The sequence below is a fragment of the Nocardia sp. NPDC050630 genome, assembly GCF_044457245.1.
In the GTDB taxonomy this organism is placed as follows: Bacteria; Actinomycetota; Actinomycetes; order Mycobacteriales; family Mycobacteriaceae; genus Nocardia.
Genome location: NZ_JBITGN010000024.1, coordinates 68,904 through 85,022, shown reverse-complemented (window position 1 = coordinate 85,022; position 16,119 = coordinate 68,904). Strand labels below are relative to the sequence as shown.

At 65.8% G+C, this 16,119-nt stretch carries 14 protein-coding genes and 1 pseudogene; 6 read left to right on the top strand and 9 right to left on the bottom strand.

Annotation, left to right across the window (positions count from 1 at the left end):
- Nucleotides 1-9: 9 nt before the first annotated feature.
- The 8 genes from ACIBG0_RS36670 to ACIBG0_RS36635 are packed head-to-tail and all read right to left on the bottom strand — an operon-like array spanning nucleotide 10 to nucleotide 10,912.
- Nucleotides 10-939, bottom strand: a complete 930-nt coding sequence (locus ACIBG0_RS36670) for a hypothetical protein (protein WP_397039213.1) — start codon at nucleotides 937-939, stop codon at nucleotides 10-12.
- Nucleotides 936-1,568: a nitroreductase family protein gene (locus ACIBG0_RS36665; protein WP_397039210.1), complete on the bottom strand. Its 633-nt coding sequence runs from the start codon at nucleotides 1,566-1,568 to the stop codon at nucleotides 936-938. Before ACIBG0_RS36665 ends, ACIBG0_RS36670 begins: the two co-directional genes overlap by 4 nt.
- On the bottom strand, nucleotides 1,568-2,554 hold the full coding sequence (locus ACIBG0_RS36660) for a ScbA/BarX family gamma-butyrolactone biosynthesis protein (protein ID WP_397039207.1): 987 nt from the start codon (nucleotides 2,552-2,554) through the stop codon (nucleotides 1,568-1,570). Before ACIBG0_RS36660 ends, ACIBG0_RS36665 begins: the two co-directional genes overlap by 1 nt.
- Nucleotides 2,551-3,471 carry a nucleoside-diphosphate kinase gene (locus ACIBG0_RS36655; protein WP_397039204.1) on the bottom strand — a complete coding sequence of 307 codons (921 nt, stop codon included), beginning with the start codon at nucleotides 3,469-3,471 and terminating at the stop codon, nucleotides 2,551-2,553. Before ACIBG0_RS36655 ends, ACIBG0_RS36660 begins: the two co-directional genes overlap by 4 nt.
- Nucleotides 3,468-4,559, bottom strand: a complete 1,092-nt coding sequence (locus tag ACIBG0_RS36650) for an SDR family oxidoreductase (protein ID WP_397039202.1) — start codon at nucleotides 4,557-4,559, stop codon at nucleotides 3,468-3,470. Before ACIBG0_RS36650 ends, ACIBG0_RS36655 begins: the two co-directional genes overlap by 4 nt.
- Nucleotides 4,556-4,807 (bottom strand): acyl carrier protein, encoded by a 252-nt coding sequence (locus ACIBG0_RS36645; RefSeq protein WP_397039199.1) that lies wholly within the window; start codon nucleotides 4,805-4,807, stop codon nucleotides 4,556-4,558. The genes ACIBG0_RS36650 and ACIBG0_RS36645 overlap by 4 nt, the downstream gene beginning before the upstream one ends.
- Entirely contained in the window at nucleotides 4,804-8,193 is a 3,390-nt protein-coding gene (locus ACIBG0_RS36640) for an AMP-binding protein (protein ID WP_397039196.1), read from the bottom strand. Before ACIBG0_RS36640 ends, ACIBG0_RS36645 begins: the two co-directional genes overlap by 4 nt.
- Nucleotides 8,180-10,912: a phosphoenolpyruvate synthase gene (locus ACIBG0_RS36635; RefSeq protein WP_397039194.1), complete on the bottom strand. Its 2,733-nt coding sequence runs from the start codon at nucleotides 10,910-10,912 to the stop codon at nucleotides 8,180-8,182. Before ACIBG0_RS36635 ends, ACIBG0_RS36640 begins: the two co-directional genes overlap by 14 nt.
- A 215-nt stretch (nucleotides 10,913-11,127) precedes the next feature.
- Here ACIBG0_RS36635 and ACIBG0_RS36630 point away from each other — a divergent pair, with 215 nt between their 5' ends.
- From ACIBG0_RS36630 to ACIBG0_RS36605, 6 genes and pseudogenes are all read left to right on the top strand, one after another.
- On the top strand, nucleotides 11,128-11,841 hold the full coding sequence (locus ACIBG0_RS36630; RefSeq protein WP_397039192.1) for an ESX secretion-associated protein EspG: 714 nt from the start codon (nucleotides 11,128-11,130) through the stop codon (nucleotides 11,839-11,841).
- 86 nt (nucleotides 11,842-11,927) lie between these two features.
- On the top strand, nucleotides 11,928-12,302 hold the full coding sequence (locus ACIBG0_RS36625; RefSeq protein ID WP_397039189.1) for a hypothetical protein: 375 nt from the start codon (nucleotides 11,928-11,930) through the stop codon (nucleotides 12,300-12,302).
- Nucleotides 12,299-12,667, top strand: a complete 369-nt coding sequence (locus ACIBG0_RS36620; protein ID WP_397039187.1) for a hypothetical protein — start codon at nucleotides 12,299-12,301, stop codon at nucleotides 12,665-12,667. The genes ACIBG0_RS36625 and ACIBG0_RS36620 overlap by 4 nt, the downstream gene beginning before the upstream one ends.
- A complete protein-coding gene (locus ACIBG0_RS36615) occupies nucleotides 12,664-14,169 on the top strand; it encodes a hypothetical protein (RefSeq protein WP_397039184.1) in 1,506 nt (501 codons plus the stop codon). The genes ACIBG0_RS36620 and ACIBG0_RS36615 overlap by 4 nt, the downstream gene beginning before the upstream one ends.
- A 112-nt stretch (nucleotides 14,170-14,281) precedes the next feature.
- Nucleotides 14,282-14,501: pseudogene (locus ACIBG0_RS36610) on the top strand (type II toxin-antitoxin system VapB family antitoxin).
- The gene (locus ACIBG0_RS36605) at nucleotides 14,501-14,644 is read left to right on the top strand and encodes a type II toxin-antitoxin system VapC family toxin (protein ID WP_397039182.1); all 144 of its coding nucleotides are present in this window, start codon (nucleotides 14,501-14,503) and stop codon (nucleotides 14,642-14,644) included. Before ACIBG0_RS36610 ends, ACIBG0_RS36605 begins: the two are co-directional and overlap by 1 nt.
- 301 nt (nucleotides 14,645-14,945) lie before the next feature.
- Here ACIBG0_RS36605 and proB read toward each other — a convergent pair whose 3' ends face one another.
- Nucleotides 14,946-16,061, bottom strand: a complete 1,116-nt coding sequence (gene proB / locus ACIBG0_RS36600; RefSeq protein ID WP_397039272.1) for a glutamate 5-kinase — start codon at nucleotides 16,059-16,061, stop codon at nucleotides 14,946-14,948.
- Between the last annotated feature and the right edge of the window lie 58 nt (nucleotides 16,062-16,119).

Genomic DNA, 16,119 nt, shown 5'->3' with positions numbered 1-16,119 from the left:
GGCGTTCGCTTATGTCAGAGCGAACGCCTGCACGATCAACGCTATGTATAGCGTCAGGATGAACAAGACGGCCGGAAGCACCGGATAGTCCGGCTCGCCGCCGCGCACGAACTTCACCGCACCCCAAACGGGGAGCACTAGCAGCGCCAACGGAATCCATGCGACGCCCGGCGTGTACGTCCACGGCTGGACGAGGGTGATATCGGTGGCAGTGGCGATGGTGGCGCACAGCAGTCCGAAAGCGATGCTGCCGGTCGCGCCGAGGGCATTGGAGTAGAAGTGTTCGTCGGTGCGCGGCGCGCGAGATGTCTTGCGGGCGAATTCGAAGTGCAGGAATGCGCCCGCGAAGATCAGGGCGACGGCTGCGGTCTTCCAAATGGCGCGGACCTCGCCGGTATCGGCGGGAGAGAGGACGACATAAGCGGTGACCAGGAGTTGAACCGGATAGGTGAGCGCCAGATTCGCCAGAATATTGGTTCGGATGGTCGCCGATAGGCGCTCGATACCCCACAGCGCCAGGCCGTAGGCGAGGACGGCGGCGATCAAGAGCGCGGACAGTACCGAGAGCGTCAGGCTGGCGGTGAGCGCACCGATGGCGATCACGGCCATGGCGGCACGCAGTTCGGTGGCCGAGATCGCGCCGGTGACCAGGGGGCGGTCCGGGTTGTGCACGCGGTCGTAATCGAGGTCCTTCTGCTCGTCGACCATGCGCAGATACAGCAGGACGAACGCGACGACGACGATGCGCACAACCGTGGAACCGGTCGGATGCCACGCCGAATCCGGTTGTGACACCAGGGCTGCGGTGCCTTCCAAGGCCAGCACCCAGAGCACGCCGTACAGAACGTAGTGCGGCTTGTACATGACCGCGGTGAAGCGCCCGATGCGAACGACGGACGCAAGGACACCCGAGGACGGGGTGCCAACGACCTCGCTCACGCTTGCGTCCACCGATCCCACATGGTCACCTCGGCGGCGGGCGTGCGTCGCAGGCCCGGACCCCGGGTGCCGGGGAGCAGATGCGCGACCGGCAGCATGGCGACCTGAGTGACCTGTTCGAACGGAATCCCCAGCAGATCGGCGATGTCACGCTCGTAGGCCAGATGCGCGGTGGTCATGGTCGAGCCGAGCCCACGTTCGTGCAGGGCAAGCATGAAGTTCCACACCGCCGGATAGATCGAGCCGTAGAAACTGGCCAGCAGCAGCGGCGACGCATTCGTGGACGGGCGACCGAGAGAGCACACGATGACCAGCGCAGGCACCTCGTGTAGATGCGCCGCGAGGTGCTGCCCGGAGGCCAGATCACCGAGTTGGTCCGGACGGGGCGTGCGCGCGGAAAGGTAAGCGGCGAAGCCCTTTCGGTAGTACTCGGCGATCTGTTGTCTGGTCGCCGGATCCTCGACGATCAGGAAGCGCCACGGCTGTCGATTGGTGCCGCTCGGCGCGTGCACCGCGATATCCAGACAGTCCAGCAGATCCTGGCGCGCGACCGGACGGGTCAGGTCGAGGCGGCGGCGAAAGGCGCGGGTGGTGGTCAGCAGATCGGTGCCCGCGAACTCCTCGCCCATCAGACTCCTTCGGTATCGGCCTCGGAAACCAGCGCGTCCTCGGCGAATTCGAGATCGATGCGAGCGGCCACGGCATCAGCCTGGTGGATCTCGCAATGGATCACGGTACTGCCCGCGCCTTCGTCGGTGATCTCGGCAATGCATTCCACGGGCAGATCCAGCTCGACGAATCGGTCGAAAGTACTTGCCACACATTCGAGTTGGGGCAGATCACGGACAACCATCGACAATGCCGTCTGACGGCAGGCCTCGATGAGCAGGCTGCCGGGCACATGGTCGAGCTGGTGATCGAACAGGAAGGGATGGCCGAGATCGGGTACGAGACGTGCCCGTGCGGTCCGGCCGTCGCGCACCGGCGCGCCGATCACCACATTGCGCCAGTTCTCCCGGCCGACCGCAGCGGGTGCGGCGCGTTCGGTGAGTGCGGAGGCACCACGAAATACACCGAGGCCCAGGCTGTCCCGGAATCCGCTGCGCAGTGCCGACCACTGTCGAGCGGTCACCCAGGAGAACGAACCGTCGACCGTCAGCATCGGTTCGCCGTCGGATTCGATCTCGAGCACCATATCGAGGCCGTGCAGCACGCCACCGCGCTGATGGCGCTGTGGCACTCGCACATGCATCACCAGATCGGCGGGCGCGGTGCGCACCTCCCAGGCGGCGGTGTCGGATCCGGTGCCGTTGAAAGTGCGCACCACAAAGGCCATTTCGTTCGGCACACCGTAGAACTTGTGCGTCGAAGCGATGGCCGCCTGCCGGGCCGCTTCCATGACCACCAGCGGATCATGACGCACCGCAAGCGATCCGGCGTGGTCGCCGTAATACGCATGCATCCTGGGTAGTTGCGCTCCGGCGACGAAGGTGTGCTCGCCCACGGCGTCCAATGAGGTGACGAACACCTCCGAGACCGCGCATCGGTGTGCGAGTTCCCGGGAAATCGTGCGGGTATGGCTCGCCGTCTGTACGGCGGCCGCATCTGTGGTCACGTTCGACCCTCCAACCATTCTTCGGCGGACACCGGCGGCAACGTCTGCGACGCGGTGCCGGTCCGCATGGGAAGTACATAGGATCCGAGTACGATCGCCGACCACGGATCCAGCTCGCGGCCATCGGCCCAGGCCTGATACAGCAACTGCGCGCAGTCCGCATCCGAGGCCGGATCGAAGCCGGGTGGGGCCGTCCTACCGCCCCGTGCCGAATCGTGTAGCACACGGTCGAGCGCGTCCGCCCGATCGAAGCTGCGCGCGGGTGTGCGCGCATAGAGTTCCTTGGCGATCGCGGCCGCGTCCGAGGTGCGGTCCGCACCGGTGCAGGCCTGTGCGATCACCGTTGCCCGGCTCCATTCGTCCAGGTAGATGGCGAGTTCGCGCAGTACGTCGGCGGGATCGTCGGGCGAATGCACCAGGTTGAGCAGGTAGTTGTGGCGGCCGAGCAGATACCGCAGCTCACCGGGGCGGCGCTTGCGCGGATCGGTGGCGCCCTTCGCCTCGGTCAGCCGCACCGGTACGGGCAGTTCACTGTCGGGGGCGTGCACGACGAGTACCAGCACATCCGAGATCGCGACCAGCAGATCGGCCAGGCGGCGGCGTTCGGGGGAGGCGATATTCCACGCGAAATACCACAGTGCGCGAGCCAGATGCCGGTCCACCGGAACATGGAATGCACTGACAACGCGAAAACCATTGTCGGCCAACCAATTCAGTGTCGGCTCGACAGAACGCGCGACAATCGCGTCCGGCTTGAGTAGCAACAGCGAATGCTCCCTGGCGAATTTTGCCGCGTCGACACCGAGTCGATCGAGCTGGTCCACCGATTCCTGGACGTAGGTGTCGGCAACGTAGGCGTCGACCTTGTGCCGCGACGGCGTCAACGCGCTCAGCAATTCCCGCAACGACTCACTCACGGGGCGGCTCCGTCGAAGTCGTTGCTTGCCAGAATTTCCGCTATCGAAGGCAGCGGCATGCCCAGATATCCCGATTCCAGGCAGTAGTCCAGCAGCACCCTCAGATACTCCTTACCGCTGGCCGGAGACCGCTTGCCGAGCAGCACGTCGGCGCGGGTGGTGTCGAATACCAACCGCCGCCGGAAATAGCTGGTGTAAAGGGAACCGATGCGACGGTAGTACTCCCGCTCGATCGGCTCGAGATCGTCCTCGGCAAAGGTCGCCTCCGGCACGAAGGTGGCGACCTCGAAGGACGGATACTCGGCCAGCACATCGGAGACCTCGCGCAGCGAAAGAGTGTCGCGACCGAGCGCGTGCAGCGTGCGATTCCGCGCGGAGTCGAAATCCAATACGGCCGCGGCGATTACATCAGCGACATGGTCGACCGGCGCCAGCGAAAGCGTCGCGTCGTAGCGGCCGGGCAGCGCACGCAACTTGCCCTCGACCATGAGTTTCACGACGGTGTAGAGGTTCTTGTACTCCCGGATCGTGCCGGTATCGCTGGCTCCGGTCACGATGCCGGGACGGACGATCGCCCACGGTAGGCCGTGCTCCCCCGCCGCGCGTACCAGCTTTTCGGCGCGAAACTTGCTGTCCTCGTAGCCATTTCCGAACGTTTGACCGGCGTCGAGTTCGTCCTCGGCGATAGTGCCGCCGCGCATACCGCACACATACGCGGTGCTGACATGCACCAGCGGCACCTCCCACTCGCGTGCGAGCGCGATGGCATTCGCGGTGCCGACCACATTGAGTTCGTCATAGTCCGCGGCCGATGCGTCGAATGCCGTTGTCGCCGCGCAGTGCACGATGATGCCGACCCGCTCGGCAAGGTCTTCGGTATCGCGCTCGGAGAGGCCGAATCCGGGCGCACGCACGTCACCGGCGACGGCCGTACCCGGCTCGATCAGCGTGCCATCATTGCGCACGATGGTCGAATTGCTGTGCAGCACAGCGGCAACCGGCCGACTCGCGGCGGCGAGTCTGGCCACGACCTCGGCGCCGACCAATCCGGCCGCACCGGTCACCAGTACGGTATCGCCGGAGCTCATAGTGGCACCTCGCCAGCGGCCGAACTACCCGAGACCAGGGCGATCACCGCATCGACCCGGCGCACGCCCACCAATTCCTCGGGCCGGTAGCGCGGCAGTTCGAACGCCCGCTCCAGGACCACGGTGAGTTCCATCAGCCGCAGTGAATCGAAGCCGAGATCCTCCACGAGGCGATGCTCGTCGGATAATTCCTCGGGTGGTTGCGGCGCCATGGCCAGGACGATCCGGCGCACCTTGTCGGCTGTCATGACGACTCTCCTTCCCGCAGATGCGGTTGTTGGCCACCGGAGGTCAGCAGATCGCGCGCCTCGTCCAAGGGCAGGTCGGTATTCAGATACCCGGCGATGCGCAGCCAGTCGTAACCGATCGCCAGCGTGCGCCGCCACTGCTCACGCGAATCGAAGGACGCCGGGAATCCTGTTGTCGTCTCCGCCCCCGCCGCGACCCATCGAACCCGTGTGACGAAATCGTCCAGCTCCGCGAGACCCGCGAGAGTATCTCCGCCCGTTCCGATTATCTCGGAGAAACGGACCCGCCGTGCCGATTCCAGCTGCGTCAGTAGTTCTGCACGACGCGTGGCATGGCTCGGCAACATCCGCCGGAGGGTCTGTGCGGGCGCGACATCGGCAGGCAGCGGGTGAATCCCGAATGCGGACAACAGGACACGGACCGACATGGCGATGAGCCGGTGTGCGGCGATATCGGCGACCGCGCCCTGAGAGTTCTTGACCGCACCCGCCAGGTCCTCCCTGGCGTTCTCCAGGACGACATTCGACCACACCAGATTCAAGGCACATTCGGTGAATCTGATTGCGGGTAATGGTGACAGCGTCGCGATCACATCGTCTCGGGCAGCACCGGTCAGGCCGAGAGCGGGTGCGGCCGCGCAGGGCACCGGAGTGTACGGCTCGACCGCCTTGCACATAGCCAACGCGGGTTCGATGAGTTCCCCACCGCGCCACTGCAATCCGACCAGACCGAGTCCGAGGAACTCGAGCAGATCCTCGGCGATGTCGTGTTCGGCGCGGCCGAGCACATCGCGCAACGAATGCCGGAACACCACCGAACGCCAGGCACGAGCAGCGCTGTCCGAGAGCGCGAAGACGTCGCGGTCGTCCCGGATCACGTGGATGCGCCCGCCGATCGTCCAGGTGGTGACTGCTGGTCGGCGGGCGAACAGGATCTGGTGCGGATCATCGGCGATCTCGGGCACACCGAGCGCCGTCGCCAGCTCCCAGACCTGTTCCCATGCGAACTCGGTCGGGTTGGTGAGGTCGTTGTAGCGGTCGATGAGCGCGTCTGATCCGATGCGGTCGAGCTGGTGCGGCAGCCACTTTGTTTCCAGATAGCTTTCGCCCTTGCGGGCCGCCCAGCCCTTCATCGCCTGGAGCAGACCGTCGCGGGCCCACTCGGCGGCCTCGACCTCGGCGTGCAGGGCCCGCAGCGCGATCGCGTAGCGCAGCGCCTGCGTCGCGCGCCGGGTCCACCAGTCGGCTACCAGGGCGGTGAATTGCGAATGCGGCAGCAGCGCACGTAATTCCGCGACATTCGGTTCCCCGGCCTGTACTACGCTCGCGCGCAGGAATCGCTGACACCGGTTCAGCAGATCCTCGTCGATCTTGTCCGAGCCCGCCGCCGCCAGCTCCAGCTGATTGCGCAGCTGCGCCGCCGACCTGGTCCGCACCTCGACGCGCCGACCATCAATGAACAGCACCGTCGGCAGTGTCGGCAACTCCTCGTCGCCGGGTGCGACAACCAGGAAATCGATATCGGATCCGGCATTGCCGAAACCCTCCGCCAACGAACCCTCGAACAGCACAGTCGAATTGCGCGGTACCGCAACGCTTTCCAATGCGCGATCGAGCAACTGTCGCACTCGTTCGGCAGGCAGGGCAGGCTCGGGTACCGCATCATCGGTTGCCGGGCTGGCCTTGTCCGCTGTGTCCTCGGGCGCGTGCACCACCGCGCCAGCCAACGCGCCTTCCACGAACAGCTGCCACATATGCCGACGCCGCGGCTTACCACTCGAGGTGCGGCGGATTATGCCGCGCGGGCCGGTCACAATGTGCACCGTCTGCGCGGGCCCGAGTTCACCGCGAATGATCCTGCGCGCCTCGGCAATCCAGTCGCCCGGTGCGGATTCGGCGAACAGTGCGATGCCCTGGGCACCGGCCTCGGTGATCGCGACGGCGGCGAGTTTGCCCTTGGTGATCCGGGTTTCCTGGGCCACGCGGGATTCGATGTCCTCCATGAACACCGACCGGCCGCGGACCTTCAGGCTCGACCCCATCCGGCCGAGTACGAAAACCTCACCGTTGTGTAGGAATCCGGCATCGCCGGTGAACAGCACCCGCTCGACGATCCGGGTCGATGAACCCGTGTCGGGCTCGCCAGAGTAGCCCAGCGCGACCGAATCCCCGACGACGATCATCTCACCGAGGGTGCCGTCAGGCAGCTCCCGGCCGTCTTCATCGACCACACGCACGGTCGATTCCGGCGTCGAATAGCCGAGTCCGGTGATCCACCCGGAGCCTTCGACACGATGGGTGTCATCCAGCAATTCCTCGGCCAGGATCGTAATCGGTTGACCGAAACGCAGATTCGGATTATCCAACCGCAGGGCCGTGATGGGGCGGTTCCGGGCGGAGGAGGTCACCATCAGCGTGGCCTCGGCCAGACCATAGGCGAGGGTGTACGCATTGGTCGAAAAACCTTGTCGGCCAGCGAGTCCCGCGAAGGATTGGAGATCGGCCACCTCGACCGGCTCGGAACCGACGGCAAGCGTGCGCCAGCCGGACAGATCCAGATCCGCGATCTCCTCCGGCGCGACGCGGTGGGCCACATAACCGAGCGCGAACGACGGCGAGGGCGTGTGCTGTGCGTGCGACATGGCCCGCAGCCAGCGTGCCGGATCGCGAACGAACTGGTCCGGGCGCATCAGATACAGCTCGCCCTGATTGGTCACCGTGGTGAGGAATGCGCCGACCAGGCCCATATCGTGATAGAGCGGCAGCCAGGAGACCATGGTTTCGCCGTGCCGCCAGTCGATCAGCGACGAGATCATCGCGATGTTGTTGGCCAGGTTGTGCCAGCTGACCCGCACCCCGCGCGGCGTGCCGGTGGATCCGGAGGTGAATTGCAGCAGCGCGCATTCGTCGGGCTCGCCGAACTCGCGCTCCACCGGCGCGGGCCCGAGATTCGCGGCATTGATCACCAGCGGCTCATCGGTGCGCCCAGCCGCCTCCGCCGCTTTGCGCACCAACTGCTCGAACTCGGTCGAGGTCACCACCAGGCGCGGTTGGGCCTGCTCCAGAATGGCCGCGATATGGGCGATGATCTGGTCGAGGTCGCCGAACATCGGCGGCGCGACCGGGGTGAAGACGCCACCGCAGACCCACACGGCGTAAAAGGCGGCGGCGCAGGGGAATCCGGTCGGCATGATCACACATGCGCCATCGCCGCTGCCCATACCGTGTTCGCGCATGCGCGCCGCGATCGTCCAGCTCAGCTCCGCGAGATCGTGATAGCTGCGGTATTCCCAGCCGTCGGCCTCGTCGGCCAGGTGGATCCCGGTGTCTCGCGCCGGATCGGCCAGCCAATCACGCACTGCGGCAACGTCTTTATCCGGCTTCATCCCGCAGCTCTCCTCCCGACAGCACAGTCACGGTACCGTTGGTGCCATCGACCCGTATTCCCATACCGGAACGTATCTTCTTGGTCAGGTCCTTGACTTGGACCACCGTCGGAACTCCCAACTCCCGTGCCACGATCGCGACATGGGTGAGGGGGCTGCCGCGCTCGATCACCAGCGCCGATGCCGAGGGCAGCGCGGCCACCCAACCCGGATCGGTGCGGTATGCCACCAGAATGCCGCCTGCCACGTCGCGCGGCTCGTCGACGACCACCGCGGTGCCCTCGACGATTCCGGACGCCGACGGCGTGCCGGGCAGGACGGTGCCGACGGTCGCGGCCGGGGTATCGGTGACCGGCACCCAACCTTGACGCGCGAGTTCAGCACGCCCGAATGTCGGCCCCGAGGTGACGAAGCGGGCCGGGGCGACCAACTCGGCGTCCCTGGCGCGCTGGGCTTTCCGTGCGGCGACCAGATCACGTAGACCATCGGTGTGCTCGCCCTCGTAGCAGCCGCGCAACTCCTGGACCGTCAATGCGAAGACATCGTCGAATTCGTCGATGACGCCGCGCGCGACCAGATCTCGGCCCATAACCCGGATCATCCGCTTGACCATGCCGAAGGCCCTCGTGCGGCAGAACCGCAGCCGCTCCCGATGCGCGGCGCACCGATTCACCTTGCCACGCAGGCGCTCATAGATTCGGCGGCGGAAGCCGCGCAGGTTGGCGTCGAGGTATTCGTCGGCCTCCGCACCACGGCTGTGCTGCGCGGCCTCGCCGACGCGACCGATCGCGCTGCGCAGCATGATGAACAGGCTCGCGGGATCCTCGCGCAGATCCGGGGTTTCCAGCTTCAGCTCGTCCAGGCTGCGGTAGCCGTAGCGATCGATGTAATCCTCGATTCGGGCGAGGAATTCGGCGCGATCATTGATGGCGTCGTAAATCTTTTCCGGCGCAGTCGAATTGATCAATGAGACCAACTCGGGATCCTCGCGAACGAACCGGGCGAGGTCGGTCATGGCGCGGGCCGGTTCGGCCGATTCGACATCCGCGCCGGGGCCGACGACGGCGTACAGGAACCACTCCGGAGCCTTCGGCAGCAGCAGTTTGGTGAGCAGATACATCAGACCGGTGCAGGTCAACAGGATTGCGTCCAGGACCATCAGCGGGCCCCAGCGCTCGACCAGATCCCGGTCGACCTTGCGATAGGCCGCGTAAGCCTGTTCGCCGGTCAGTGTCGAGTAGTCGAGTGCGTCGTATTCGTCGTAGACGCGGTAGAAGTCGATCATGAAGCGCTCGACCATTTCGTCGATGCCGAACAGCCGCCGCACATAGGTGGCGGTGGTGCCCGCGCGCGACCGCAGCCGCGCCAGTTGCGTGCGAAAGGTGAACGGGCGCAAGGTCTTCGCGATCTCATCGGGCAGCGGTTCGTCGACGCCGAGCGCGGCCTCGAGTACCTTCCGGTTCAACGGGTACCCGGGTGCGATGCCCACCATCCGGTACCAGTGCAGCAGGTTGTAGTAGACCCGGCCATGAAAGTAGCCGAGTAGCACCGGAGTCCAGCGATCGGTCTGGCTCAGTTGCGCATCGGGCACCCGCAGCGATTTCGCATAACCGTGGTACACGCGGCCGTAGATATCGGCGGCGGTCGTGTAGGTCAGGGGGGAGGTGATACCGCTGAAGCTCTCGATGATGTTGGAGTTGTCCCAGATTCGCTCTTCGCCGTCGGCGAGCATCTCACCGGCGCCGCGCAGTACCGCACCGCGCGCCGCGGCGTCGGTGACGGCGGTGGTGATCGGTCGCGACTGCAGCAACCACAGACCGTCGGCATCGATGGCCCACTCGATGTCCTGTGGCGCACCGAAATCGGCCTCCAGCTTGCGTCCCCACTGCACCAACTCGGCCAGTTCGGCATCGGCGAGCACGGCGCTCTCACGGCGTTGCTGCTCGACCTCGAGCACCGCGCAGCCCTGCTCACCAGCGGGCACATAGCTGCGATCCTTGTCCCCCACAGTGGTTTCCAGCACGGTGCCGGAGGATTTGTCGACCACGACCGAATCGGCGTCCACCGCACCCGACACCAGACCCTCGCCGAGTCCGTATACCGCGCTGACGACCAATTCGTCCGCGGCGCCGCTGATCGGGTTCGCGGTGAACATCACCCCGCTGGACCGCGCATCGATAAGACGTTGCAGGACAACGGCTATGGCATCGGCGCTCGGCTGGCCGTGCGCGAAGGCATAGCGGATGGACCGTTCCGAGAAGGCCGACGCCCAGCAGTCGCGCACGCGCGCCGCGACCGCGTCGATACCATTGACATTGAGAAACGAATCGAACTGGCCCGCATAGGACTGACCGGGACCGTCCTCGACGACCGCCGACGACCGAACCGCGACCGAACCTGTGCCGAGACGGCCGTAAGCGTCGGCGATCAGTTCGAAGATCGATTGCGGCAGTGGCGCATCGACGATCGCGGCGCGTAGTTCCGCACCGGCGGCCAGCGCCGAATCGAGGTCGTCCGATGATGTGACCTTCAACACAATAGTCGTCAAATCGGCGTCGGTGGGGGTGTCGATAAGGAACCGGTTGAAGACGTCGGTGCCGAGCACCGCCCAGTCGGGGACGCGGAAGCCGCCATTGTGCAATGTGTACAACCCGCGTGCTTTACCCCCGCCTAGCGCGGCAAATGTCGCCGAGTCGGTCCACGGTCCGAGTACCTGCAAGACTTCTCTCCCATCACCCCCGTCCACCGCACCGGAGCAGGCGCTCCGGTACCACAAGGCAGCGCAAACCGAAGGGGCTGTCTGGATATATCCGAGATTCGCTTTCGACGTTAGCCCGCAAACCTTGGGTACTGCTTGGCAAAGACTTGGTTCGAACGCCTCGAGGCACCAGTAAGCTTCGCGATGACGTTCTGGGCTGTAAGGAGTGATTCGGCGTGGGTTGGACCTTCACCCCGGACGAGTTCGCCCATATCTGGCGCGAAACCGAAGTGGACCGTCACCCGTATCCGCTGCGCATTCTCGAGACGCCGCGAACCGAATCCGAAGCCGATAAATTGCGCGCCCAATTGGAGGAGCGACTACCGCCGCGCAGCGATCCGGACCTATCGGCGTGCCTGCGCATCATGGCGGCACCGCAGACCAGGATCGTGGCGATCGGCGGCGGGCACAGTCCCGGCACCGAGATCCGGCTGCTGGCCTGTGCGATCTACGACCGCGCCGTCCTCGCTATCCAGGAACCCGGTTCCGGACCGGATTTTGGTGGGCGCATCCGACTTTCGATCGGGCTCAGCGCCAAACTCGGCGCCCGGATAGCCGCATTGCTGCCCGCGGTCCCGGCCGGACACGAACCGGCGCGGGCGGCATCGGCCGAAGCGATCCGCGACGGCGAGACGGTGGTCGTAGCGCAGCGGGCGGTGCCGTCGATCCGGCGGCTGCTGCTCAAGCCGCATACCGCCGAGGGACATTTCCGGATCGAGGGGCGACTGGACCAGCCCGCGCCGCAGCCGCCGATCCACTACACCTGGATCGATGTCAAGGGCGACGGGCGCTATTTGATCAAGGCGGGCGATACCGTGCACATCGTGCCGGCCTCGGCCGAGCAACTCGCGACGCAGCTGCAGAAACGTATTCCCACGCAGGCCCGATAAGCCGTAACCGACCCGGACTATTTCATCCGGAGGCATGGCCAACGGTTAGTCTGAGGCGGACCGACCGATCCCCGGGGGTGTGGTGCATGACGATCGAGAGCAGCCGAGCCGATATCGCCCGCTTCAAACAGGAGGCACAGGCGGGCACCGTCAAGTTTGACCCGGACGCGGCGCGACGTTGCGCCGAAATGTACGAAAATCAAGCCGACCGGCTCATCTATCTACGCCAACGCCTCGAATCGGCGGGCGAACTGGACGGCTTCGGCGGATTCGTCTCCGCACAGCAATTACAGGCCGGATTCGCCCACAAGGCCCGCGACGCCGCCACCCTGCTCGACCACTACATCGAAGCCGCCTATCGCATGAAGGAGGCCTTCCTGATCAGCGGCGGGCTGTTCGAGGAGGCCGATGCGGCGAATGCCGCGGCACTGCGGGCGATCGAAACGCGGATGCCACGATGAGCTCCGGTGATTCCGCCCAAGGCGGTTGTCGGGTGCCCGGTGGGCTCGGTACACAGCGTGCCGCATGGAACGCGTGGGCGAACGCCAGCAATGCCTGCGTGCAGAACGACTATCGGACGCCCGGCGCGCGACCCAAGGCACAGCACGCCACACAGAACGCATCAGCGAACGCCAACGAAACCTGCACGCAGAACAACTATCGGACGCCCGGCGCGCGACCCAAGGCACAGCACGCGGCCCGGAACGCATGGGCGAGCGTGCGTGAGGCATCCGCGCGGGCCGGCTCTCGGACGCCCGGTCAGCAAGGTATGACACAACGCGCTACGCGAATGGCGGAGGCGATCGTCAGTGAGGCGCGGCGATGAGTGGTAATGATCCCGACTACATCAGCTCGATGGAGCATTTCGAGTCGATGAAGCATGAGGAGATCTACGCCAAGACCCAGCAGATCGATGCCGCGCAGATCCTCAACGCATCCGTGACGTGGCTGGAAGTCGCAGGGACGCTGGCCAGTTCGTTTCCACTGACCAGGGCCGGCTCCGATCGAGTCATGAATTCGATGGCCTGGGAGGGCGCCGCCGCCGAAGCCGCCTATGCGAGTGCACGCAGCTATGCCGACTCCGTCGATGAACTCGCCGCGATCGTGGGGCAGGTCGGCACCCGACTGGGAGCCGTGGCCGCGGCGGCCGAAGCCGTGAAGATCGCCGTGGTGCCACCAGGCAATTCGGGCCCGATCGGCACCATCGCCCGACTGCTCGAAGCCGCCCACGTGATCAATGCGCAAATGGCAGAAGAGGCAATGCGCCAAGAAGCCGTTCTCGCCATGAACATGATCTACAAACCCGCCTACCGAATGGCGGGCACCGCCGTCCCCGCCCTCCCCAGCCCACCCGCATTACCGGGCACATCGGGCGCGACACCGTCAGCACCCCGGCATTCGCCCCCCACCGAACCAACCCAGCCCGGCGCGCAGGTCCCGGGAACCGAGCCGTCATTCCCCACCCCGGAATCCCAAGCACCACAGCCGAACCCCGCTCCGGAAAAACCTCAATCCACCCCAGCCCCGGGCACTCCGGCACCCTCCACGCCGGAATCCCAAGCACCGCAAACCAGCCCGGGACCCAGCAGCCCGTCACCGACACCAGCGCCGTCTGCGCCGGAATCCTCAGCACCGCAACCAACTCCGAACCCAACGACACCGACTCCCGGCACACCGACAACCTCCACACCCGAAACCCCAGCACCACAACCAACTCCGGGCCCAACACCAGCACCCAGCCCGGCACCGGTGCCCTCCACACCGGAATCTTCAGCACCGCAACCAACTCCGGACCCGACAACACCGGCCCCCGGCGCACCGACACCCTCCACGCCCGAAACCCCAGCACCGCAACCAACTCCGGACCCGACGACAACAGCACCCACCACCCCCGCCCCCGGAACCCCAGATTCCCAGGCACCACAGCCCATCCCGCCTCCGCTCCCTCAACCCGCCCCCGACTCACCGGTACCAACCATGCCGGAATCTCCAGCGCCGCAACCAAACCCAGCGCCCCCGACACCGGAGTCCCAGACTCCACAGCCCAATCCGTCCCCACAGCCGCAGCCCGCCCCAACACCGGAACCATCAACCCAGCAAACTCCCCCTCCGCCCCCAACGCAGGAGCCTCAACCTCCCGCACCCCCAACCCAACAGGCACCCCCACCCGCACCCCCGGCCCCATCAGCACCAACCCCTTCCCTCCCCGACCCCGGCGGCCAACCAGGCATCACCGGCCCCATCCCCGACCAAACCGGCCCCTCCAAACCCCCACCAACGAGCAACCAACCTGGCGTCATCCCAACCGCAGACAGCGGCCAGCGATGAGTAGCTCCCGATAGGCACGAATCCGACTAGTCTCGACAAACAGATCGCTGTCCAGATTCCTACCATTCGTCTAGAACCATGAGACGGCCCTGAGCATCCGGAAGGCGATAGGCTGGCGCGGGAGCTGGCGGCGCGAACCGGCGAAACTTTGACCGAGGCCGTCGTCATCGCACTACGCGAACGGCTCGCGCGCGAAACCGGCCGAGCCCGTACCGTCCCGCTCAGCAACGAACTCGCGGCGATTCGTCGCCGATGCGCCGCGCTGCCGGTGATCGATAAGCGGCAGCCCGGACGAGATCATCGGATACGACGAGCACGGCCTGCCGACCTGATGGTTATCGACACCTCCACAGGCTTCACCATGCTGAACGACGAATCCGAAGCGGACCGTTTCGAGGCAGCTATCGAAGCAGAACCCGGCCGTTTGATGTCCACGGCAACGTGTCTGGAGATCTCGATCGTCATCGAAGGCTGATTAGGCGATGCCGGTGTACGCGAACTGGACCTATGGCTGCATCGGGCCGCAGTCGACCTCGTCGCGGTACATCCGGCACACGCATATCTGGCGCGACTGGCCTGGCGAGAATACGGCAAAAGATGGCATACGGCCGCCGCCCTGACCTACGGCGACTGCTTCTCCTATGCATTGTCGAAGGTGAGTGGCGAACCTCTGCCTTCAAAGGCAACGACTTCGCGCGCACCGACATCACTACGGTCCGGTTGCCGCAGGACGATGCGGAAGGCGAATCCGCCGGAGGCGATCTCGGCGGCAGACGCTAAACCTTGACCAGGTCGTCGGCGTGTATTACCGGGCGTTGCATGGTGTCCGGGAGTTCGGTGGTGGAGCGCCCGAGCATTCCGGAGAGTTCGGTGCTGTCGTATTCGACTACGCCTCGGGCGACTATGCGGTTGTCGGGGGCGATGAGGTCGACTACGTCACCGCCGTGGAAGCGGCCGCGGACGCCGGTTATGCCTGCGGCGAGCAGGGAGCGGCGGCGCTGGGCGACGGCTTGGACGGCGCCGTCATCGATGAGAATGGCGCCACGGCTGTCGGCGGCGTGGCGGACCCAGAATTTGCGGGCGGAGAGGCGAACCGGGCGAGCGGCGAAGGCGGTGCCGACGGTGCCCGCGCTCAGCGCGATATCGGCCTCGGTAGCGGCCGCCAGCAGGACGGGCACGCCCGCGTCGGCGGCCAGCCGGGCCGCGGAGAGTTTGGAGGCCATGCCGCCGGTACCGAGTGCGCCGCCGCTGCCCGCGATGACGCCGTCGAGGTCGGCGCTGCTGCGGACCTCGGGGATGAAGTTGGCGGCACCCTTGCGCGGGTCACCGTCGTATAGGCCCTCGACATCGGAGAGCAGCACCAGCGCGTCCGCGCCGACCAGATGGGCGACCAGTGCGGCGAGCCGGTCGTTATCGCCGAAGCGGATCTCTTCGGTTGCGACGGTATCGTTTTCGTTCACGACGGCAACCGCACCGAGCGAGCGCAACCGATCCAGGGTGCGCTGGGCATTGCGGTGATGTTCCCGGCGCGAGAAGTCGTCGGCGCTCAACAACACCTGCCCGACCGTGCGCCCGAACCGCGCGAACGAGGCGCCCCATGCATGCGCCAACGCCAACTGGCCGACGCTTGCGGCGGCCTGCTTGGTAGCCAAATCCCTTGGGCGAGTGGTCAATCCGAGCGGCGCGAGACCGGCGCCGATCGCACCGGAAGACACGACGACCACATCGGATCCGGCCCGCATCCGCGCCTCCACCGCATCGGCAAGCCGATCCAGCCGCGCCATATCCAACCCGCCCTGGAGGCTGGTCAGCGCCGAAGACCCGATCTTCACTACCACACTGCGCGCCGAAGCAATCGCCGTCCTGGCCTCACTCAACCCGGACTGCGACATCACCTCGGCCATCCCCGAACTCACATGCATCGCAACCGAACTCCCTGTACCGCAACAG